This window comes from Microcoleus sp. Pol11C2, assembly GCF_036701505.1.
Classification (GTDB): Bacteria; Cyanobacteriota; Cyanobacteriia; order Cyanobacteriales; family Microcoleaceae; genus Microcoleus.
Window position 1 is genome coordinate 1 of the sequence record NZ_JAUBQX010000057.1, and the last position, 21,411, is coordinate 21,411.

Annotated in this window: 19 protein-coding genes; 10 read left to right on the top strand and 9 right to left on the bottom strand. The window is 46.8% G+C overall.

All coding sequences use genetic code 11. The features are described 5' to 3' along the window. Window positions 1-263 (bottom strand): transposase (locus QUA42_RS23435; protein ID WP_333140521.1); only part of this gene is annotated, 263 nt, incomplete at its 3' end. 27 nt (window positions 264-290) lie between these two features. Here QUA42_RS23435 and QUA42_RS23440 point away from each other — a divergent pair. From QUA42_RS23440 to QUA42_RS23455, 4 genes are all read left to right on the top strand, one after another. Beyond that, complete coding sequence (locus QUA42_RS23440) at window positions 291-530, top strand: hypothetical protein (protein WP_333140523.1); 240 nt, start codon at window positions 291-293, stop codon at window positions 528-530. Between the two features lie 106 nt (window positions 531-636). Then, a complete protein-coding gene (locus tag QUA42_RS23445) occupies window positions 637-885 on the top strand; it encodes a hypothetical protein (RefSeq protein WP_333140525.1) in 249 nt (82 codons plus the stop codon). Continuing rightward, window positions 879-1,154 carry a type II toxin-antitoxin system PemK/MazF family toxin gene (locus QUA42_RS23450; RefSeq protein WP_333140527.1) on the top strand — a complete coding sequence of 92 codons (276 nt, stop codon included), beginning with the start codon at window positions 879-881 and terminating at the stop codon, window positions 1,152-1,154. The genes QUA42_RS23445 and QUA42_RS23450 overlap by 7 nt, the downstream gene beginning before the upstream one ends. Before the next feature lie 251 nt (window positions 1,155-1,405). Beyond that, window positions 1,406-1,909, top strand: coding sequence for a DUF2243 domain-containing protein (locus QUA42_RS23455; RefSeq protein WP_333140529.1), 504 nt, complete (start codon window positions 1,406-1,408; stop codon window positions 1,907-1,909). Window positions 1,910-2,006: 97 nt separating this feature from the next. Here QUA42_RS23455 and QUA42_RS23460 read toward each other — a convergent pair whose 3' ends face one another. The 3 genes from QUA42_RS23460 to QUA42_RS23470 all read right to left on the bottom strand — a co-directional run bounded on the left by QUA42_RS23460 (window position 2,007) and on the right by QUA42_RS23470 (window position 9,749). Continuing rightward, window positions 2,007-2,144, bottom strand: coding sequence for a DUF4351 domain-containing protein (locus tag QUA42_RS23460; RefSeq protein WP_333140531.1), 138 nt, complete (start codon window positions 2,142-2,144; stop codon window positions 2,007-2,009). A 450-nt stretch (window positions 2,145-2,594) separates the two neighbouring features. Further along, window positions 2,595-2,960, bottom strand: a complete 366-nt coding sequence (locus tag QUA42_RS23465; RefSeq protein ID WP_172192314.1) for a hypothetical protein — start codon at window positions 2,958-2,960, stop codon at window positions 2,595-2,597. A gap of 117 nt (window positions 2,961-3,077) precedes the next feature. Next, a complete protein-coding gene (locus tag QUA42_RS23470) occupies window positions 3,078-9,749 on the bottom strand; it encodes a translocation/assembly module TamB domain-containing protein (protein ID WP_333140533.1) in 6,672 nt (2,223 codons plus the stop codon). A gap of 454 nt (window positions 9,750-10,203) precedes the next feature. On the opposite strand from QUA42_RS23470, the gene QUA42_RS23475 reads away from it, so the two are divergent. Further along, entirely contained in the window at window positions 10,204-10,578 is a 375-nt protein-coding gene (locus QUA42_RS23475) for a DUF3110 domain-containing protein (protein WP_333140535.1), read from the top strand. A gap of 249 nt (window positions 10,579-10,827) precedes the next feature. Beyond that, a complete protein-coding gene (gene murQ / locus QUA42_RS23480; protein WP_333042206.1) occupies window positions 10,828-11,742 on the top strand; it encodes an N-acetylmuramic acid 6-phosphate etherase in 915 nt (304 codons plus the stop codon). A 208-nt stretch (window positions 11,743-11,950) separates the two neighbouring features. Here murQ and QUA42_RS23485 read toward each other — a convergent pair whose 3' ends face one another. Next, entirely contained in the window at window positions 11,951-12,532 is a 582-nt protein-coding gene (locus QUA42_RS23485) for an adenylate kinase (RefSeq protein WP_333140536.1), read from the bottom strand. A 369-nt stretch (window positions 12,533-12,901) separates the two neighbouring features. On the opposite strand from QUA42_RS23485, the gene QUA42_RS23490 reads away from it, so the two are divergent. Further along, window positions 12,902-14,623 (top strand): bifunctional diguanylate cyclase/phosphodiesterase, encoded by a 1,722-nt coding sequence (locus tag QUA42_RS23490; RefSeq protein WP_333140538.1) that lies wholly within the window; start codon window positions 12,902-12,904, stop codon window positions 14,621-14,623. 10 nt (window positions 14,624-14,633) lie between these two features. On the opposite strand, the gene QUA42_RS23495 is transcribed toward QUA42_RS23490, so the two are convergent. The 4 genes from QUA42_RS23495 to QUA42_RS23510 all read right to left on the bottom strand — a co-directional run bounded on the left by QUA42_RS23495 (window position 14,634) and on the right by QUA42_RS23510 (window position 18,088). Then, entirely contained in the window at window positions 14,634-14,810 is a 177-nt protein-coding gene (locus tag QUA42_RS23495; RefSeq protein WP_333140540.1) for a hypothetical protein, read from the bottom strand. A 108-nt stretch (window positions 14,811-14,918) separates the two neighbouring features. Continuing rightward, entirely contained in the window at window positions 14,919-16,199 is a 1,281-nt protein-coding gene (locus QUA42_RS23500) for a CAP domain-containing protein (protein WP_333140542.1), read from the bottom strand. A 509-nt stretch (window positions 16,200-16,708) separates the two neighbouring features. After that, on the bottom strand, window positions 16,709-17,383 hold the full coding sequence (gene nblB, locus QUA42_RS23505) for a phycobilisome degradation protein NblB (protein WP_333036917.1): 675 nt from the start codon (window positions 17,381-17,383) through the stop codon (window positions 16,709-16,711). A gap of 243 nt (window positions 17,384-17,626) precedes the next feature. Beyond that, a complete protein-coding gene (locus QUA42_RS23510) occupies window positions 17,627-18,088 on the bottom strand; it encodes a CBS domain-containing protein (RefSeq protein ID WP_333140544.1) in 462 nt (153 codons plus the stop codon). Window positions 18,089-18,332: 244 nt separating this feature from the next. On the opposite strand from QUA42_RS23510, the gene QUA42_RS23515 reads away from it, so the two are divergent. From QUA42_RS23515 to QUA42_RS23525, 3 genes are all read left to right on the top strand, one after another. Beyond that, window positions 18,333-18,659 carry a (2Fe-2S) ferredoxin domain-containing protein gene (locus QUA42_RS23515; protein ID WP_333140546.1) on the top strand — a complete coding sequence of 109 codons (327 nt, stop codon included), beginning with the start codon at window positions 18,333-18,335 and terminating at the stop codon, window positions 18,657-18,659. A gap of 81 nt (window positions 18,660-18,740) precedes the next feature. Continuing rightward, window positions 18,741-20,183, top strand: a complete 1,443-nt coding sequence (gene dacB, locus QUA42_RS23520) for a D-alanyl-D-alanine carboxypeptidase/D-alanyl-D-alanine endopeptidase (protein ID WP_445301358.1) — start codon at window positions 18,741-18,743, stop codon at window positions 20,181-20,183. A gap of 217 nt (window positions 20,184-20,400) precedes the next feature. Beyond that, the gene (locus QUA42_RS23525; protein ID WP_333140550.1) at window positions 20,401-21,297 is read left to right on the top strand and encodes an alpha/beta hydrolase; all 897 of its coding nucleotides are present in this window, start codon (window positions 20,401-20,403) and stop codon (window positions 21,295-21,297) included. Window positions 21,298-21,411 lie beyond the last annotated feature (114 nt).

The window sequence follows — 21,411 nt, forward strand, 5'->3', positions numbered from 1 at the left end:
ACTCGAGCGAATAAGCTTTCATTTTTTCTGCTGATGTACTGAATATAGTGTACCACATTTACATGGAATTTGCTGTAATGAACGTGATTGCTCATAATGCAGAGAGCATAGAGTTTAAAACTGTACTTGTTTTGAGCTTTCTTGATAGCATAGAGGAAAACTTGGCCGCATTCGGAGCGAGTTAAGCGAAACTCGCGGTTATTGCAGCGAGTAGTAACGTGGTAGGAGTATTGGGGCTGGAGTTGACGAGGTTGGCGAGGCATTGTCTGAACAGACTACTTTATGCAAATATGTTGAAGTTTAACTTAGAAACAAAATTTGTAGTTTGCATTAACAATCAAGATTATCAAGCATCATTGGAAGTGCGAAAAATCTACCAAATAATACCGGATAATCGCGCTGCGGAACATCAATTTATCCGAGTTATTGATGAATCAGGCGAAGATTATTTGTATCCAGTCGCGTATTTCGTGCCAATAGAATTGCCGAAAGCCGTAGAAGCAGTGTTTGCACAGACAAAGGTTATGTAAGGGCGGGTTCACCAACCTCTATGTTTATAAACAGCAATCTCAATAAACCCGCCCCGCCCAATATGGTGTTACAATAAATCAACCTGAGTGTTAACATCGCAAATGTATGACAGCCCAAATACACATCAGCAAATTAGGTAATTCCTTGGCTTTGCCAATACCAGACTACATAGTAAAGTTTCTCAACCTTAAAGCCGAAGATTCAGTAATTTGCAGCATAGAAAATGGGAAACTGGTCATAGAGCCTGTAAATAATAAAATATCAAAGTATACCCTAGATGAATTATTGGCAGGCGAAATAGAATCTAGCGAAGAAGTCTGTTGGGGAAAACCAGAAGGAGAGGAAGTTTGGTAAACTATATCCCCGAACGAGGTCATTTTATTCGCCTCAATTTTGACCCTCAATCAGGACACGAACAAATGGGGACTAGGCCTGCACTGGTGGTGAGTCAAACTAAATTTAACCGAAAAATGGGGTTTGTGTTCGTCAGTCCCATTAGCAACACACAACGCAAAAATCCGTTTTATGTTCCCATTCCAGAAGGTGAAGCGATAACAGGTGTAATTATGACGGATCAACTCCGTTATGCAAGATTATCGCGCAAGGCAGGCAAGTTTTCTTAGTGAATGTCGCTCAGATATAATTGAGGAAGTTTTGAGGCGAATTCAACCTATTTTGTTTGAGAATATGACTGTTGATGAATAGTTAATCAAATTATAAACTAGATTTGTAGTTGGCATTAAGCATCAAGAGTATTCAGAAATCTATCGCGCGGATGATGCGATCGCCCCTCGTCCCCAGCAAAACTAAAAAATGTACTGGCAAATCCCTTCACAAACCCAGGCTCAGCAGTTAAATAATCTGAGGTTTTCCATTGGACGATCGCACCAACCAACCAACCACCGCAGCTAACAACCGCCGACCTCTAATTATCGCAGGAATTCTCCTGGGTATCGGTCAATCCGGCTTTTTTGACGGCATTGTACTGCACCAACTCCTCCAGTGGCACCATATGTTTAGCAGCGTTAAAACCGATGCTACTGTTGCCGGTTTAGAATTGAATACCCTCGGAGATGGATTGTTTCACGCTGCGGATTGGTTGGTAACAGTAGCGGGAATCTTCTGTTTGTGGCGTGCGGTGAAGCGCAAAGATGTTCCTTTGTTAACTCAAACTTTTTTCGGTTCAATATTAATTGGTGCTGGATTGTTTGATTTTGTTGAAGGCATTGTTGACCATCAAATTTTGGGAATTCACCACGTCAAACCCGGTATCAACGAGTTAGCTTGGGATTTAGGATTTCTCGCTCTTGGAGTTAGTTTAGCGCTGTTAGGTTGGATGCTTGTACAGAGGGAAGTTCCCGCAGATACTAAAGTTTAAATGAATGCACAGATTGGGAATTTTACCAAATCCGCGTTAAAAATCCCCGATGAGGTTCGACCGTTTCAACCGTTGAGTCTCTTTTTAACTCATCAGTTCATCCCGCCGCCGACTCCAACCACACAATCAAATCCTCTTGACTCCTAAAATCCAGCAAAGCTTCTGGCAAATCATCTAACTGTTCCGCAGATAATCCCTGGATGCGAGTTTGAACTTCCAGTGTAACATCACCCACCCGCCGCACGATATGACGTATAATTAATCCTATTTCCCCCTCAATTTTACCCCTTTCTATTCCTTGTTCGATTCCTGGGCGGCGGCGTTGAGTACCTGCATTTCCACAATCACGGTTTTGTTGTCGGTAATCTTGGCTTTGACATCTAGGTAAGTGTCTTTCAATCCTGGAAGGCTTCCTGCTGAATAAGGGCCAATAATTTATATTTATTGGATTGTGGGTTCTCCCCTATACAGTATTGGATTTAGGAAGCTGATTAAATTTTATGGATGTTGGGAAGATCAGAATATTCTTTTGGATGCAAAGTCTGCTTTGGGGCTGATGAAGCGCATATTGTAGAAGGAAGAGGGAAGAGGGAAGAAGCAACAAGGAAAATGCAATATTTTCGGGATTTTTAGGTGGGTAGTTGCGCTTTAGCACGCTTAGCGCAACTACGAAGTTTTTCAATTATCAGCCTGTGGCTTCAGTAGTAGTTGCAGGCGACATAACTAGCTTTCCAGTTATATCCATTGTTGCCAGTTTCAGCACTTCATTAAAAGCTAAACCCCGAATTTTGAGTTCCCACCGAATGCCTTTTGCTTTCATTCGCTTGGCTTTCCGCATATCGACATCAGCAGCTTTTTGATGCAAGAGCAAATATTTCATTGCTGCTGTAGCTTCTACTTTTGTGGGAAATGCAATATAGGTGATAAATCCGCCGTCCCAATGATTGGCGTTGCGGACGCTGCTGATAGTCGCAACTCTCGGACTAAAGCGGTTCCAGTAAAAGTCGCTGTAGCCGATCGACTGTGTATTAACTTGGAGTTTGTTTGCCATTTGACTTAACTCCTATTACCTTGTGTGTGGGGTTAGCAGTACCAATTTGCTGCTGTTACTATTATAGCAAATTATTGAGAAATTGGTAACTGTTGGCTGTGGGCTGTGGGCTGATGCCTAAAACCTCAATTCATATTCAGCGGTGACGCGGTTATCTCCTTGAAAATTACTCGAACCCCTGAGTAAAATTTTATCGCTCAATCGATAGCGCACAGTAAATTCTGTCGGTTGATTTGCTGACAAAACTCGAATGATTGATGCTGAAATATTGCGCGTGATGTCAAACCCAACTTCTAAACCTAAACCGAGAGAACCCGCACCCGAACTGGAACTAGCAGTTTGTGCTTCGTTGCCTCTAATCCGAGTGGGAAATAAGCGAAATTCGCTCAATCCTGTGGCGTTGGTAACTGCAGATTGAAGGTTGTTCAATAAACCCGCACCGGCTAAATTTGCGATCGCCAGTGTACTATCTCCCTGTCCCAAAGTCTCCACGAAACTGCCGCCTAATAGCGCTACAATCTCTATTTCCGATCGACTCGGAGAACTCCTCAACTCCAGATTTTCCCCCAACTGAGAAGCCCTTCCCTGCACTAACGCTTGAACTCGGACACTCCGCACGCTGCCGAAAGTTGTCGGTTCGTCTGCTATTTCAGAGGCTACAGATGTGCCGGGAGTTCGGAACCGCGTTACTTCCTGCACCGAAGTTGCTAATCTCACATCCAGCGTCGGATCGAGTCCTTGTGTTGCTACAAAGGTAGCAGTCTGCGGGTATCCTCGATCGAGTTTAAACTGCGTTGTAAACAAATTCACCGACCCCGAAGTCAACCGAATCGTACCCTCCGGGCGAAGGTCATCTAAAGTTCCATTCACCGTCAAGCCCCCAGTCGCCTGAAAACTTAATATCGGCGCACTCGTTACCCGAATTCCCCGGCCCAAATTCAGCCGCAAATCGTTCAGTCCAACTTCAAAAGAAGGGGAAGTTGGAGTCGCAGGGGAAGCAGAAACATCAGTTGTAGGGGAATCAGAAACCTCAGTCGCAGGGGAAGGGGAAGATGTGGAATCCGAATCAGAATCAGAAGCAGAAGAGGAAGAAGCTAACTGAGTTGTGCCACCCCCGGGACTCCGGAGAAATACTTCACCGTTGTACAGTTCAATATTACCGCTCAACTGCGGGCGTCTAGCCGTGCCCCTTGCCTGCACTTGACCAACAACGCCGCCGCTGTACAATCCTCTGAGATTCACTGCCAACTTGTCGAGATTCACAGCCAGGGGATTATCCGCATCGACATCGCCCTCGGCGAAGGGCACAGACAGCGGAATTACACCCTGGGCCACAACTTGTCCCTGACTCAACTGTCCCCGAATTCCCTCTATCCGAATACGATCGCCCTCGAAGCGCACCGTCCCAGTTAGCCCTGTCAGCGGTTCTGGGAAGGCTTGCGCGCGGACAGTTGCATTTTCAAAATTCGCAATTCCTTGCGCTATAGGGTCTTGCAGCGTTCCTCCCACGCGAATTTGCACCTGTCCCTGACCGCTGACCCAAGCAACTTGCGGAGTCAATACATTAATAATTGCTAAACCTTCATTTTGCAAATTCGCCCTCACATCAATTTGATTGCTGTCAGGTTTCACGGCTGCAAACGGCAACTCAAAAGGCAAACTTCCCTGCACTTCAATCGGTTCGGTTTGAGTTACCAAAGCGCTGCCGCCAAAATTCAGGCGGGCGTTGCTGTAACTGAAACTGCCGTCGGCTTGTTTAATCGGTTCTCCGTTTAGCGTACCCTCAACCAAACTCAATTCTCCGGTGGCTTGCGGGTTTTCCAAGCTGCCGGCCAAATTCGCCCGCAAATTCAAATTTCCTGTGACATCCACAAAAGGCAATTCCACCAGTTTTGCCAACTCTTCCACGGGGACATTTTCTACCCGCAACTGCCCGGATTGAGCTTTTTGCCCGAGTTGTCCCGAAAAGCCGATCGCACTTTTTCCCGATCGAATTTCTAAAGGCAAAACAGTTAAAATCCCCTCCTGAAAGCTGCCTTCAATGCTGAACTTTTCAGCGACATATCTTCCCCACTGCCAGTTATCGCCTTTCACGTTAAATTGAGCTTGCACGCCCGTTTGCAAAGAACCGGCGACAGCAATTTCCGCGCCAAAAGTGCCTTGCAATTGGGATAAGGCAGGCAATTTTTCTGATGATTTAACTGCTTGCTGCTGCTGCAAAATAGTTTCAATTTCTGCCAAGCGGCGCAACTGTACAATTAGCGGGGCTTCTGGTTCTCCTACTGCTACAGTTTGCACGTCGCCACTGTCACCGTAAACAGGAGGTTTTAGACCTCTGGCAAAGTCGCCTAAATTGAAATATTGCAAAGCGGCTAAAACCTGTTGCAAATTGCCTTGCTGTACGTTAACTTTCCCTTCAAATTGCGGGTTTGCGCCTGTTTTAACATTGCCGGAAATTAAGTATTGACCGCTGCCTTGGCGGAAAAGTCCGTTTGTGAGAGTGGCGCTGCCGTTAGCGTAGCTGAATTCGGCTTGGAAACTGTCACCTTTAATGTAGCCGATCGCCGGTTGGGCGATCGCAATTTGTCCGCTTGCTTGCAAAGTCGCCGGATTTAACGGCATCTTCCAACCGGGCACATTTACTTGTCCCGAAACCGTGCCGGTTATCGGCCCCAAACCCGCCTCTTTACCGGGTGATAGATTCAAAGCAGCGAGGGGAAAATCGCTTAAATTAACTCGCAAAGTTTCTCCCTCGGTTTGGCCCCTAGCGACAGATTCCCCGCGTTGAATTAAGAAAGATGTCGGCAGAAAAGATTGATTTAAAGCTACTTCAATTTTGTCGCTAGCGCCGGCCAAACGCAAATCTACACTTTTCCCAGCATCCGCATTCACACTCCCCGCCAGTACCGGGTCAAAAGCGATTTGATTTACTGCTAAATCCCGCACTTCCACGTCGCCAACTAAGCTGAGTTCGGCGAGGGTTCCGGTGAGGCTGCCGGTAAAATCGACATTGCCCCGGATGGGTGGGTTTTGCTGTGAGGAATTTCTGTCCGCAATTGCAGACAAAAATCGTAGTTGTTCTGCGGGTAAGGCTTCCAGGTTAAAGTTGGCGAGTTTGACATCCAAATCTAAGTTGGAAATTGAGGGCCCTCCTTTACCTTCGAGTGCGACGTTAACAAAGCCGTTTGCTGTCAAACCGGGAGTTGTGGCCTTCTCAATTTCCACCCGTTTGCCGTCCCAATTAAATACTGCCTCAAAAGGTTGTTTCAAAAACGGCAATTCCGAGATGCGGAAACTGCCACCGGCGCGAACTGTTTGTGGGGAAGCGGCAATCGGGCCGGATAAATTGATATTGCCGTTAAACAGTCCTACAAGCTGGGGCAGATTTTGGGAACCAGAGACTGCTTCTCCGGTTTGCAAGCTTTGTCGCTGCGACTCAAAGGCTTGCTGGAAGCGACTTAGAGCAATTTGCTCGCCCTCGATTGACGCGCGCCAATTCCCCGATGCCGCGCTGCCTTTAGCATTGACAATTCCTCCGCCGTTGGCGAGTCGAATTTGTCCGTCGCCATTGGCGGTGATGTTGTTGGCGGTTAGATTATCTACTGTTCCCAAAATGCGGACTTGGCCGTCGAGGGTTCCGTCGATTTCTGGCGGTAAATCCGCTGTCAGCAAACCTGTTTGTTTGAGGGTTTGTTCTAAATTACTGACGGCAATTCCGTTCGTTTCCAGCAATGCTTGCAAGTTGCCGTTTTCCAATTTGGCCGTAGTATCGATCGCCCCGAGTCGATCGACCACAATCACTCCCTCTCCGCTACCACTAATTCCCTTGGCTGTCAAGTTATCCAAACTGCCCGCTGCTTGGAATTCGCCGTTAACTCTGCCGTCAAATCCTTTAGGCAAAGTCGCCGTCAGCGGAAACAGTTGGAGATTGCGAACAGTTTGTTCTAAGCGACTGAGAATAACTCGATCGGCATCGGCGAAAGCTTGCCAGCGTCTGTCTTCTAATTTACCTCTAAAAGCAACAGTACCGTCCCCTATATTGAGTTTGCCGCTGCTGCTGACGCCTATGTCAGCGGCAGTTGAATTATCAAGACTGCCGCTGGCTTGAATTTGATTGGATATTTGTCCGTCAAGCGATTGGAGATTTTGGATTTTGGATTTTAGATTGTTGATATTGGCGACTGTTTGGGGATTGTCAGCAGCGAAAGCTAAGCCAACATCTAACAGGGGCAATCCTAAATCTCCTAAGCGCCGGATGGAAGTGCGATCGGTTTCTGCTGTTGCTTGCCAGTTTCCCGCTACCAATTCTCCTTTTAAATTAACATTGCTGCCAGCAAGATTGAGTCTGCCGCTGCCGCTGGCATTGATGCTGCTACCCGTCAAATTGTCAAGACTTCCCGATGCTGTAATTTGACTCGATAGGAGTCCGTCAATCGATTTTAGATTTTGGATTTTGGATTTTAGATTGTTGACATTGGCAGATTGCTGATTTTCGGGATTGAATGCTGAAGCCACATCTAAAATCGGCAGTGTCAAATCTACCAAGCGGCTGATGGAAGTGCGATCGGTTTCTGCTGTTGCTTGCCAGTTTCCCGCTACCAATTCTCCGTTTAAATTCACATTGCTGTCGGCAAAATAGAGCCTACCGTTGCCACTAACATTGATTCCGCCAGCATTCACATCGTCAACATTTCCCCCAGCTTGAAATTTACCTGCTAGCTGTCCGTTTAACGTTTTAAAATTTTGGATTTTAGCTTCTAAATTCTCCCGATTTGCGGGCGTTTCCCGTGTTAATAACGGCAACCCAATATCAATCAATTGATTGACAGCAACTTTTTCAGTGTTGCCAAAAACTTGCCAGCGGCCCGCTTCTAGTTCGCCATTAACATCAACAATACTGTCAGCAATATTCAGTGTTCCTTTGCCCGTCGCAGCGATCGCATTTAAACTCAAATCGTCCAGAGTTCCCGCAGCTTCGGCGGTTCCGCTGAACAAACCGGCTAGTTCAGGAGGCAAATTAAGGTCTGGCAGGACTTGCTGCAAACTGTTGAGGGCAACGCGATCGCCCTCGATGATAGCTTGCCACTGACGGTCTTTTAGCGCAGCATCTACGTTAACAGAAGCGTCGCCAATTTTCACAACTGTATTTTGCAAATCCGCCGAATTCCTTGCGGCTCGAATTTCGCCCGCCGCGGGGAAAGTTCCTTGCGGTGCTTGCCATTGAACTCTAGATTGAATGTTGTCTAACGGGCCGAAAATTTGAGCTTTTGCGGAGACACTGCCAATTGTAACAGCAGCAGGAATCGGGAGAGTGTAAATTTGGGCGAGATTATCTGCTGGCAAGTTTTCAGCTTGCAAGTCAAACACCAAACCAGATGGATAATTGCTACTTTTTAAAGCAATATCAACTTGACCTTTGCCGCCAATTTTACCACCCGCCGCCGGCACTACCAAAATATCGCTCAAAGTCAATGCTAAAGAGGAAAACGGGGCAATAGAAGATTGAGAATTGGGAGTTGGGGTTTTAGCTATTCTCCCGCGTTCCAATTTGAAATTAGTGCTAATATTATTTAATTGCAGTCGATCGACCGTAGCGGGTTTTGTCGAGGCGATCGTACCTGTGAGCACCGGCAGATCAACGGTTCCAGTCAGCTTGGCATCCGCCTTCACCTCCCCCGCAACAGCAACCGGCAATACTACTTTCTGCCCTAACTCTGTCTCCACCGCACTGACAACACTTGCTAAAGCGACTGGTTGCACGCTAGTTGTCAGATTGAAGCTAGCGTTCTCCAAATTAAAATTAGTTCCAGTTGCAACTGTTCCTGCTATTCTAAGCGGAATTAGACCGTAATTAGCCGCCAGACTATCGACAATCACATTAGTTCCCTGAAACCGCAACTGACCGCTGCTATTTTGTATGATTTGTTTCAAGGGAGCAATACTCGCTTGCACTCCTCCAAAACTAGCCGCTCCGGTAATTCCCGACACTTTATTCTCTCGCACTTGCACGGTCAAATTGCCATTAGCAAGACCTTTTTGTAAAGAAATGCCGGAAAGTCTTAGCAAGCGAGCGAGGTCGGGCAAAGGCAAATTTTGACCTTGCAACTGCAGGTTAGTTTGAGCTGCAGGTAACATAGAATCAGCTTTAAGTATAAAATTATCGCTATTAGTAAACTGACCGTTTACTTCGTAGATAACGCGCTGATTTTGGTCGCGAAATAGAGCACTGCCATTTTTCAGATTTAGAGAAATCGGAGCCGAAGTTGTCTGTCCGACTGCGGGACTCGGTACCAAAACTGCGGCGGAATTTTCCGCTCGAAATGCTTCAACTTCAGTTTTAAATAAACCCGGAGATTTCTGCTCTGCAGTTGGAAGATTAACCCAGCGGCCTTTAGCATCCTGTTCGATATAAGCGCTGGCTTTAACTAAAGTAATATCTAATTTGAGAGTGCGGGTGAACAGCAGTTGCAAAACCGAAAACTTTACTTCAACTGCTTCTGTAGAAGCATAATCCGGATCGGTAGGAGTTGCAGGTAAAGTCGATCGACCAAACCGCAAACTTGTGGGAGAAAATCCCTCCAAACGTCCGAGTTGCACGGGCCGCTTCAGCAACTGACTGACTTCAGTTTCCACCAAAGGAGCTAACTTTTCCCGCACCCACTGATATCCTACCGCCGCCGCAACCAAGGCGAGAATACCCAATCCCGTACCGCTAAGCAGCAGCAGACGCCACCAGCGGCGGTGGGGACGGGGTGCGAGTTGATTTTTGTTATCGTCGGAGTTAGTCATGGGTGTTTCTCAGAAATCAGAGAATTCAGGAATTAAGGGAATCAGCCGATTTTAGACAGGTATAATTTCTGTGATTCGCCAGCGTGGCTTCTGCCTTTGGTAGACTCAAAATTCAGGTCGGAAGTGCCGATCGGGCGCAGCGAAGGCCGAAGGCACGCCCCCACTCCAGGGTAGACTCCAGAAACCTTTACCGAACTTAATCAAAACACGCAACATCTCCTAAAACCAAGTCCTCCAACTCCACCCAATCCTCTAGGTTTCCCCCGCTGTGCAGGATCGGCGGTCAATCTAAAATCTCAAATATCAAACCAAGTCGTCCAAATGCCCCAATTCCTTTCGATCCCGCCAGTGCAGGATCGCTGGTCAATCTAAAATCTAAAATATAAAATTTAAAATCGGTTGCCCGATCGCTTCTAAGATAAAAAAACGGTGGTTAAGAAGGTCTTTAAAACTTATGCGAGTGTTCGTCTTACTCTTCAATGCCCGCACCGAGAATGAGGGAATTCATACCATTCAACTCGGCGATCGCAATAAAGTTCTGATGTTTGAGTCAGAAGACGACGCCACCCGCTTTGGCGTGATGTTGGAAGCTCAGGATTTTCCCGAACCTGCTGTCGAGGCGATCGACGATGAGGAAATTAAGGAATTCTGCAACAGTGTTGATTATGATTGGGAACTGATACCCGCGGGGGCGCTAGAGATTCCGCCAGAAAACAATGTAACACAGACTCAGTGGCAGCCGGAGTCCGAACCCGATCCCGATCGGGATTCTGATGTTTCCCAAAACGAACTGGATTCTATTCGCCGCCGACTCGAAGGACTTTTGTAATAGTCATTAGTCATTAGTCAGCAGTTATTGGTAATGGGTAATGGGTAATGGGTAATTGCCTCTCTCTCGGAAGTAGATTTAGCCGGTCGCCAGAATCGCAAATTTCGAGCCTTTGAGTCACGACTTCACCAAGCTCACCAGCGGGCAGGCATTGCCTACCCTAATTTTGTACACCTAGTGACTAATGACAATGACTAATGACCAATGACCAATGACCAATGACCGATGACTAATGACTAATCAAAAAACATGAAAAATTTGGAAGAACGGGGCCATCTGCTGACTGAACAGGTGAATACCAACAGCGAGAATTTAGACCAACTCAGTTCGATCGAATTAGTGGATTTGTTCAACCGGGAAGACGCCCAAACCTTAAGCGCGATCGCCCGCGCCCGCGAACAGTTAGCCCAAGCGATCGACATTGCAGCCGAGTCTCTGCGTCAAGGAGGTCGCCTGTTTTATGTCGGTGCGGGTACTTCCGGGCGTTTGGGGGTGCTGGATGCGGCCGAGTGTCCCCCCACCTTCTGCACGCCGCCAGAACTCGTACAGGGCATAATTGCCGGGGGTGCGGGGGCTTTGGTGCGGAGTTCGGAGGATTTGGAGGATCGGGCTGAAGATGGGGCTGAGGCGATCGCCCACCGTCACATTACCAACTTAGATGTGGTTGTCGGGATTACGGCTGGAGGTACGACGCCGTTTGTCGCGGGCGCTTTGCAGGCGGCGCGCCAGCGGGGGGCGAAAACTGTGTTTATGGCCTGCGTACCCGTCGAACAAGTGAATTTTGAGGCTGATGTTGATATTCGGTTGTTGGTTGGCCCGGAGGTAGTGGCGGGTTCGACGCGCTTGAAAGCCGGTACAGTAACAAAAATGGCTTTAAATATCATTTCGACTGGGGTAATGGTGAAGCTGGGGAAGGTTTACGGCAATCGAATGGTTGATGTGGCGGTGACTAATAAGAAATTGCGCGATCGGGCTGTGCGGATGTTGCAGGATTTGACTGATTTAAGCCGGGAGGAGGCGGGTTTTTTGCTCGAAAAAAGTGGCAAGTCTGTTAAATTAGCTTTGATGATGCACTGGACTAATTTGGAGAAGGAAGAGTGCGATCGAATTCTGGGCGAGTTTCAAGGGAATTTGCGATCGGCTGTGGCATCAATTAGTCAGTAGTCATTAGTCAGTAGTCATTAGTCATTAGTTTTGGGCGATTAGTTATTGATTATTAGTTAGATCGTGTCCGGTCAATTCCCTCCGCTTCGCTTAGCCCATAATTGCTGTAGGAGTAGGTTAAGGAACGATCGATATTAACAATGAGAGATGCGGTAAACCCGCCCCAACGAAGGTATCGCGGTGACTCGATCGGACATGATATTATTGGTTATTGGTAGCAGCCAACCAATAACCAATAACCAATAACAGCAGTCAACTGTCTATTGTCAACTGTCATTTGCACTATCGATTCAAAAAATTGTGAAATCTCTTCAGTGGCTCTGATGTGATAAACACTTTTGGTATTTTGAGCGCGATCGACATACTCCCGATATCTGGGAGTCAAATACTTGTGACAAAACCAAAGAACACGGTAACTATTAATTGAAATCTTTAAGAGAGGACTCTTTTCCGGCCAGCCTTTTGGGGGTATAAACTTACCTGTAATCAGCCGTTTAGTCACCCACCAGAAATGCACGTATAGTGGCAGATCGACAAAAACCAGACTATCCGCCTCGTTGAGTCGAAGCCAGACGGTTTCCATACAACCAAACCCGTCTATAATCCATCGGTCAGTAGCCAAAATTTTCTCATGGATATGCTTATATTCTTCATTTGGAACCTCAGCACCCCCAGATTGATATTGAATCTTATCCAAGGCGTAAAGTGGCAAACCAGTGATTTCAGATAATCTCTTGCTGAGAGTTGATTTACCGCCTCCTGCATTGCCAAACACGGCTACTTTTTTCATAGTTCCCTTTTTAGTAATTTAGTTATCAGTCATTAGTTATCAGTCATTAGTTATCAGTAGCGGACTAAAAGCTGAATGTCGAGCTAATTTGTAGCTTTTGAAAAATTAACTTTGTGATTTGTGGCGCGGATCACTGACGTTTTTGAAAAAGGCGATTAGGGTCAGTATATATATTTGTTGTTTGGCGATCGCTTGGATATTTTATCAGACAAGCGAGCGCAGCCCGGTATTGTCTGTCGATCGATTTGTAAAAGATCTGTCAAATCTAAGGCCATCGCTCCTTAGTTAAAAAAGCCGTTTCTGAAACCAACGCACCTAGTACGAGATGGCTGGATACTCTACCCACTTGGAAATTTAAAACCGAGTCCTATGCAACCAAAGCCTAACCTTAACCTATACTCATCCTTGGGGCATCTCCCCTGGCTGAAAAAAAGCTACACTGCCAAAATTATGGTAGTTGCATTTTTAGGAACGCACGTTCCTTTGCTAACCTTAATGGTCTGGTTTCTAAGCTCAAACGCTTACTCTGTAGAGACATCAGTCCGGGTTCTGCTGATTGCTCTGCTGGCGACATTAGCGGGTACGGGAGCAACGCTTTATACGCTACGCCACCTCCTGGTTCCGGTAATCTTAACCTCGGAGGCTCTACAAAACTACCTCGATACAAGAACATTGCCGAACTTACCCACAGAGTTTACTGATGAAGTCGGTACGCTGATGGCAAATTCCTCACAAACGCTTTACAAACTAGATGAATTGATTCATTACATTACCCACTACGATGAACTGACTGGATTGCCAAATCGTGACTTATTCTGCGATCGCCTGAATCAAACCGGATCTCAAAATCACTCACCTTTGGTCGCAGTGCTGGTATTGGGTATTGATGATTTCACAGGGATGCGCCATGCGTTGGAGCCTGAGATATGCGACTTACTAATTAGAGCCGTTTCCCAACGGGTGGTACAGTGCATCGATGGGTCAGATGTCTTGGCGCGTTTGGGCGATGGTGAGTTTGCGATCGCTCGCAGCGAACTCCCCTCGCTGGAGAGTGTGGTCAAGCTATCCCAACTGTTGCTGAGTACGCTGAACAAACCTTTCTCTATCAATGGCAACCCGATCCACATCACCGCCAGTCTTGGCATTACATTGAACCATCTAGAAAATACGAATTCTGTAGAAAAACTTCTTCAGCAAGCCGACTTCGCACTTCATCAGGCAAAGCAGCAAGGGCGGAGTCACTATCAGTTTTATTCACCCGAAATGAACGTTCAGTTACAGGAGCGACTGGCCCTAGAAAATAGCCTGCGCGGAGCGCTGGAGCGTAACGAACTACTGGTTTACTATCAACCGCTGATCGACCTGCACGACGGACGGGTGACAGCAACGGAGGCGCTGGTTCGCTGGCAGCATCCTACAGAGGGTTTGGTTTCTCCGGCAAAATTTATTCCGATCGCCGAAGCCAATGGCGAGATCGTACCCATTGGTGAATGGATCTTGCGAACGGCTTGCGCTCAAAACCGTAGCTGGCAACTGGCAGGGCTGCCAGCCCTGCGGATTTCGGTGAATCTGTCGGCTCGACAATTTGAGCAGGCGAATCTGGTTGAGATGGTTGGCCAAATTTTGGCCCAGACCGAACTCGAAGCTGCGTATTTAGAACTGGAAGTGACTGAAAGTGCCTTGATGACTGACATTGAGCGATCGGTCCATGTCTTGACGCAACTCCGAGAACTTGGCGTATCCCTCGCCCTAGACGACTTTGGCACAGGTTATTCTTCCCTCAACTACCTGCAACGGTTTCCGGTTAATATGCTCAAGATCGATCGATCCTTTGTCAATGATGTACTGTCTAACCCGGACAGCGCTACCATTACTGATGCGATAATTGCTCTGGCACAAAGTCTGCGGTTAACGATCACCGCAGAAGGCATTGAAACCAAGGAGCAGCGTGACTACCTGCAAGCGCGAGGCTGCAATGAAGGTCAAGGGTTTTACTTCAGTCGCCCTGCTAACGCTGATACCATCACCAAAGTGCTAAAGGACTCGCTTCAGTCTGATGCAGCATCTATCGCTGTTGCCACCCACTTTTAAGCTGAACCAGTCAAGAACTCGCCGTCAACCCGAACGGTATGACGGAAGCTTGCAAAAAGCTCTGACTTGACCGGATTAAGTTGGCTTTCACTGGTAATGCGATCGTAAACTCAGTACCCATGCCTGCGGTTGAGTTGACGGCGATCGTAGCGCCGTGTTTTTCCGTCCAGGAATGTATAACAACCAATCTCTCAAAACAGCCACCCCGATTATACTCTCAAAGTTAAACGTAAAGCGCTCTCGTTTTTAGATTCCTGACTTCTCCAAGAAGTCGGGAATCTGGGTATGCTGTTTTTTAGGCGTTGACAAAAACAGAAGATGTAAGCTGACTTTCACTTACACCTTGCACGATGCCCAAATAATTGTTCCCCGACTTAATCGCCGTAGAAGCGACACTTGCCCCTCCATCCAACTGCAAACTCACAGCTTCAAAAGTCAAGTTTGCAAACCCGATACCGTCCGTCAAACCAATTTTATCCCCAGCCCCAAAATCGACAATTACATCCGCACTCATTAAAGTAGCCGCAGCAGACAAACCTCCTGCTAAGATAAACGTATCATTTCCGCCGCCGCCCGTCAGCATATCTTGCCCGCGATCGCCCGCCAACAAATCGTCGCTGTTACCGCCAACCAAGACATCATCTTCTTTGCCGCCGCGAATAGTATTGTTACCGTCAAATCCGATTAGTCGATCGTTATCGTTATTGCCGCTGATAAAATCATTGCCAACACCGCCATCAATTGAATCCGACTCTTTGCCGCCCGATAAGCTGTCATTGCCGCCTGCGCCATTAATTGTATCCGCACCTTGCATTCCATTAATGCTATCAACACCTTCTCCCCCGGTGATATTGTCTTTGCCGGAAAGGGCAAAAATTGGCAATCCGGCAGCATTTGTCGGTATTTGAGTATCGGCACTATCTGATAGGAAATAATTGCCGTCGCTGGCTGTATTTTTGGCTGCTGTCGTCGGGCTGCCGTCCCCTATAGCATTGGGTATTGGCGAAGTAATCGATACCGATGTGTTGGGAGTTGGTGTGGGTGTCGGTGTCGGTGTCGGTGCGGGATTGACACTACCGTCAAGAGAAGTCGCAAAAACTTGCGTCCAATAGTGATTCCAATTTTCTGTGCCCGTATCGTCGGCTAAGAAATAGTAACCGATGCCAATTTCTTTGAGATTGGGGTTAAGAATGTTAGCGCGGTGGCCGCTGCTGTTCATCCAAGATGATACAACTTCTTCGGGTGTAGAAGAGCCCGCAGCGATGTTTTCTGCTGCCGCTGAGAATTGATAGCCCGTTGCACTAATCCGACTTCCTAATGACGAACCATCTTTTCCGGTATGGGAAAAGAAGTCTTGCAGTGCCATATTTTGGGTGTGATTTTCCGCCGCATTTAGTAACTGAGTATTTAAGGTTAGCGGGGACAAACTCAATTTACTGCGTTCGATGTTGGTAAGTTCTAAAACTCTATTAATAAAGTTTTGATTGGTTGGGCTTGGTGCTACTTGAGAGGCCGATCGCTCTCCTGTTAAAGTGTCCAATGACTGAGAACCGGAATTTTCTAGTTGTTCAAGCATGGGGATGATCAACAGTTTTAAGACTTGGTTTTGCTGGTAGATTGCTTACCGTCTTAACGATATTTTCCCCGATCGCTAGCTGGCTGGGCACAATTCAATAATTGTGTTAATCCCTGCCGCTGCTGTATTTATTTTGATTATAGCTGTTGTCAAAGTGTGGATGTCAAGAGGCAGGCTCAGATTGGGAAAGCGAAGAGTACGCTCGACTTTGAGGAGAGTTTTCCAGGAATTCGCGATCGCCCTTGGCATCAATACAATTTTAAATTTGAGATTTGAGATTTGAGATTTTTCTTGATGAGTAAGGTTTACGTTACGCACCCAGCCTGCTGGCTGGCTAGAAACCCGGTTTCTACGAGTTTTGCAGAGAGGAACCAGAAATATAGAAAGAAACCGGGTTTCTCAATTATGTGTGCGATCGCGAACAGAGTTTTTAGTAGAATCTTCACCAAAAATTCTAAATTAATTCAAAATTCACAACCGCGCAGGCTTGTTCGCGAACGAAAGCAATCTCAAGATTTCAAACTATTTTCTTGTCCGACTTTAGCCTCCTGAGCAACTTGCTCAACCTCATCTTTGGCGAGAATTTCCAAAGCTGTCTGTGCTTCTGCACCGCCCAACCGCCCTAAAGCTTGGGCTACTCTGTAACGGATCTGCCAATCTCCATTGGAAGCGTAGGGAAGCAGCAGCGGCAGCGCGCGTTTATCTCCCAATTCACCTAATGCGCTGATGGCAATGGTTTGGATCAATTCGTTTTCAGAATTCAGGGCATTTTCTAACATCGGAAAGGCTTTCGGATCTCCCATTTCTCCCAAAGCCGCGACGATGCTCAGTTGCACCAGCCATTCAGAGGTACTGCTATAAACTTGCTGCAAATCTTCTAAAGCATCGGTTAATTTCAATGCGCCCAAAGCATCGGCTGCTGCTGCTTGCACGTCTGGTTCGGGGTCGTTGTTCAGGCTGTTTCGCAGTACCTCTAAAGCGTTCGGCAGATTCTGCGTGCCGAGGGTTGATAATTGGCTGACTGCTGCGTAGCGAACCCGGACGTTATTATCGCCGATCGCAATTTGAATCAGTTTATAGGCGATCGCGGGTTCTAGTTGGCGCAGTTGGTTGACTGCTCGCAGTCTTTCGCCAAAATCCTCGGAATTCAGCAATTGTTCGACAGACTCAGGGGTAATGCTCATTCGATTTTAAATTTGATAATTGGTAATTGGGAAGAAGGAAGAAGGAAGAAGGAAGAGGGAAGAAGGAAGAGGGAAGAAGGAAGAGGGAAGAGGGAAGAAGAAGCAAGAAAGAAAAAATTGCTCTGGGTCTATTCCTGACTTCCGTGTCCTCAATCTAGATAATTGGTAATTGCAAAAAGTCAGGGAGATTGAAAGAGCGCCCGACTCATTTTCTGATACAGTCCTGGAACTGCAACAGTTAATTTAAGATTCGGCAGCCATCGAGCGAATAATATCTCCCCTAGTGAGGATGCCGATTACTTTGCCTGCAGTATCAAGCACTGGCAATCGGTGGATACTGCGATCGTGCATCAGTTTGGCAGCTTCTTGGACAGATTGATCGGGCCCGATGGTAACTGGTTCTTTACTCATCGCTTCTCCTACTGTTTGTCCTAAAGCCTTGTGGAGTTCTCGCTCGTAACGAGATGGATTTTCTAAGTAAATCACGCTGTCGAGCACCATGATGTAAGCGGGGGGAGTTACGCCGGTTTCCCGCCACATCAAGTCGGTTTCGGAGATGACTCCTACCAACAAGTCATTCTCATCTACGACGGGAAGACCGCTAATGCGTCGATCTGCTAAAATTTTAATCGCTTCGTTCAAGGGCATTTCGGGTCGCGCCAAGATGGGCTCGCGGCTCATCACATCGGCTACTGTTTTTGGCATGATTAGCGGTTGATTGAGTTGTTGCTCTAAATCGATCATATCGGGAAAGCGCGACACAGACTGAAGAAAGACAGCTCTGCTGAAGGGATTCGTTAGAAGGTAGAAGGAAGGAAAAAGTTTGAATGCCAGAATTTTGCTGTTTTTTTCGATCGCACTATAAAATTCTGCCGTTTGCCTCCCTCCGACGAGCGCTCAGCCTGACAAGATTGTTAAGATATCTTAAAGAGCGGATAAATCCTTACCAATGCCAGAATCTCCAGCCCGAAAACCAGACTCCCAACCAGAAGCGCGCTGTGTATTGGTTTGCCAGTATCAATCTTGCCTGAAAAATGGTTCAGCAGCAGTGCTAGCTGCTTTTGAAGCTCAACAAGTTGCCGGGGTGAAAGTGGAGGCCTGTAGTTGTCAGGGACAGTGCACCACTGGCCCGACTGTACGAGTTACCCCAGACGAAATTTGGTATTGTCGAGTTAAACCGAGTGATGTACCGTTAATTGTGGAAGAGCACCTCAAAGAGGGAAAACCTGTAGAGGCGCTGTTCAATCCGAGAATTCATGCGCGTTATTATTATTAATATTGACTTGATTCGGTGAAACTTCCAAGCTCGGGCGCATCTAATTTTAATAGTTATTGTTAAGGAACTGGCACTTTGAAAATCCAAGGAATTGCGCTGAGTTTGTTAGTCCTAATTTTGGGTCGCCCGTCGGCGGTTGCTGCTCAAACGTCGGCGGTTTCTGGGGATATTTGTCCTGGGGAATTGGGAGCGCAAGTAGATGCGATCGCCAATCGTCCCGAATTTAGCCGATCGCGCTGGGGCATTTTGATTCAACCTCTATCTTCTACTACTACTCTCTACAGCCGCGACGCCCAAAAATATTTTATTCCGGCATCAAATGCCAAGCTGCTAACTACAGCCGCTGCTTTGCAGAAACTCGGTGCAGATTTTCGGATTAAGACATCGGTTTACAGTGGCGAAAATGGGAGTTTGTACGTTGCCGGCAGGGGAGATCCGAGCATTGCTGAGGCTCAGTTGAAATCTTTGGCGCAGCAGTTGAAGCAGCGGGGAATCAGTCAAGTTAACCAGTTGATTGGCGATGACAGCTATTTTCAAGGTAGTGCAGTCAATCCGAATTGGGAATGGGAAGACGCCCAAGCGGGTTACGGAGCGCCGATTAACAGTTTAATTTTCAATCAAAACGCGATCGACCTTCTATTGTCCCCGCAGGCTCTGGGGCAACCTCTGAAAGTTACTTTTGCCGAACCAAAGCTGGCAAATCAGTGGCAACTTCAGAACAATACTCTTACCGTCGCTGAAAACGAATCTGAGTTTATTGAAGTTGGGCGGGAGTTCGATCGACCTATAATTCGAGTGGGCGGACAGTTGAAAGTTGGTGGCGAACCTGAATCAGCTTATGTGGCAGTTGTCAACCCCGCTAATAATTTTTTGCAGTATTTTCAACAAGCGCTAGCTGCAGAGGGAATTCCTATTAAACAGGCTTTAGTTGCCTCGGCTTCTGGCAATTTAAATCAAGAATTAGCGACCGTTGAATCGCCGCCGCTGGCGGAATTGGTGAAAGAAACTAATCGCGAAAGCAACAATCTTTATGCAGAAGTTTTATTGAGATTGTTGGGAAAAGTTACAGACAAGATGCCCCAGCAGCAAGAGGATACAGGTGAAATGGGTTTGAAAGAGTTAAAAACAGTTTTAACTCAATTAGGAGTAAATCCCAACAGCTACATATTAGCCGACGGTTCGGGACTTTCCCGCCACAATTTAATTAGCCCTGAAGCCTTGGTGCAAACTTTGAGATTTATGGCTAATTCACCTGCTGCATCTATTTACCGCCAGTCACTGCCGATCGCTGGGGAGAGCGGCACTTTGAAAAATCGCTTTAATAGTACACCAAATCGCGTAATTTTGCAAGCAAAAACAGGAACTATGAGCGGAGTTTCGGCGCTGTCGGGATATATCGAAGTTCCGAATTACGAGCCGCTGGTGTTTAGCATTATCGCCAATCAATCTGACCTATCTACTGCAAAAATGCGATCGGCAACGGACGAAATTGTGCTATTATTAAATCGCCTGCGCCGCTGTTAAAACAATACATTTAAGGTGATAAACTTGAACTCAGTAGTTACACCTAAAACACAGGACACCCCAAAACCCTACAAGTTTTAAGTTTAATTAGATTGCAGCGACGGGGATCGAAAAGCAGCTACAATAAAAGTAGAAAAATTAACACCATTGGGACGTTTTAGCCTGCTACCAGTCGGCGGGTTCTGTACTTCCCGAAAATAAGTCTAACTTTCCAACTATGAATTCTTTCGATTCCGAACAGCAACACATTTTTGTCGAGACCAATAACATCCGCCTGCACTGCGTTTCTCAAGGAGAAGGCGAGCTTGTTCTCCTCCTGCATGGGTTTCCAGAGTTTTGGTACTCTTGGCGTCATCAAATTCCTGCTTTAGCGCGTCATTTCAAGGTTGTGGTGCCGGATTTGCGGGGCTACAACGATTCCGACAAGCCGGAAAGCGGCTATGATTTAGATACGCTGAGCGCGGATATTCGCGGTTTGATTGCGAGCCTCGGTTATACAAAAGCTCACGTTGTAGGTCATGATTGGGGAGGGGCGATTGCGTGGCACTTAGCTCAAAAATTCCCCGAACAACTCAACCGCTTGGCAATTTTAAACGCTCCGCACCCGCAGCGATTCGTGCAGGAAATGGCGAGCAATTTAGATCAAATCCGCCGCAGTTGGTACGTTTTGGCCTTTCAGGTTCCCGGCATTCCCGAATGGTTGATCCGGCAAAACTTGAAAGATTTTGTACACAATGTTTTTCAAGGACAAGCTGTTCGCAAAGGGGCTTTTAGCGCTGAGGAAACTAAGATTTATCAGACTGCTTTAGAAAAGCCGGGAGTATTAGCCGCCGCTATCAATTATTACCGCCAGATGTTTCACCCGCAGAGGCTTTGGAATTTGGGGCAGAAATTAGAACCTGTGACAGTACCTACTTTGGTGCTTTGGGGAGAGGAAGATGCGTTTTTGAGCCACAAACTTGTAGAAGGTTTAGACAGATTAATTACTGCTCCGTTTAAGTTGAAATTAGTTCCTCACTGTGGTCACTGGATTCAGCAGGAAGCGCCGCAAACGGTGAATCGAGAATTGCTGAGTTTTCTGAGAAATTCTTCTCGTTCTGTGGCTTTGGCATAGAAGGTTTTAAACATTGCAAATTAAAACCCGGTTTTACAGCTAAACCGGGTTTTAATCTGTCTAGGGATAGGTTTTTTTTAGGGTGCGTCGTGCATAGAGTTTCTGGATTATCAG

Coding starts and splice junctions, on each gene's coding strand:
- QUA42_RS23485 (WP_333140536.1), bottom strand. CDS start 12,532: ATGAAAAAAGTAGCCGTGTTTGGCAATGCAGGAGGCGGTAAATCAACT.
- nblB (WP_333036917.1), bottom strand. CDS start 17,383: ATGAGCATTACCCCTGAGTCTGTCGAACAATTGCTGAATTCCGAGGAT.
- QUA42_RS23465 (WP_172192314.1), bottom strand. CDS start 2,960: ATGGCAAACAAACTCCAAGTTAATACACAGTCGATCGGCTACAGCGAC.
- QUA42_RS23470 (WP_333140533.1), bottom strand. CDS start 9,749: ATGACTAACTCCGACGATAACAAAAATCAACTCGCACCCCGTCCCCAC.
- QUA42_RS23525 (WP_333140550.1), top strand. CDS start 20,401: ATGAATTCTTTCGATTCCGAACAGCAACACATTTTTGTCGAGACCAAT.
- murQ (WP_333042206.1), top strand. CDS start 10,828: ATGAAAAATTTGGAAGAACGGGGCCATCTGCTGACTGAACAGGTGAAT.
- QUA42_RS23440 (WP_333140523.1), top strand. CDS start 291: ATGTTGAAGTTTAACTTAGAAACAAAATTTGTAGTTTGCATTAACAAT.
- QUA42_RS23515 (WP_333140546.1), top strand. CDS start 18,333: ATGCCAGAATCTCCAGCCCGAAAACCAGACTCCCAACCAGAAGCGCGC.
- QUA42_RS23510 (WP_333140544.1), bottom strand. CDS start 18,088: ATGCCAAAAACAGTAGCCGATGTGATGAGCCGCGAGCCCATCTTGGCG.
- QUA42_RS23475 (WP_333140535.1), top strand. CDS start 10,204: ATGCGAGTGTTCGTCTTACTCTTCAATGCCCGCACCGAGAATGAGGGA.
- QUA42_RS23500 (WP_333140542.1), bottom strand. CDS start 16,199: ATGCTTGAACAACTAGAAAATTCCGGTTCTCAGTCATTGGACACTTTA.
- QUA42_RS23490 (WP_333140538.1), top strand. CDS start 12,902: ATGCAACCAAAGCCTAACCTTAACCTATACTCATCCTTGGGGCATCTC.
- QUA42_RS23445 (WP_333140525.1), top strand. CDS start 637: ATGACAGCCCAAATACACATCAGCAAATTAGGTAATTCCTTGGCTTTG.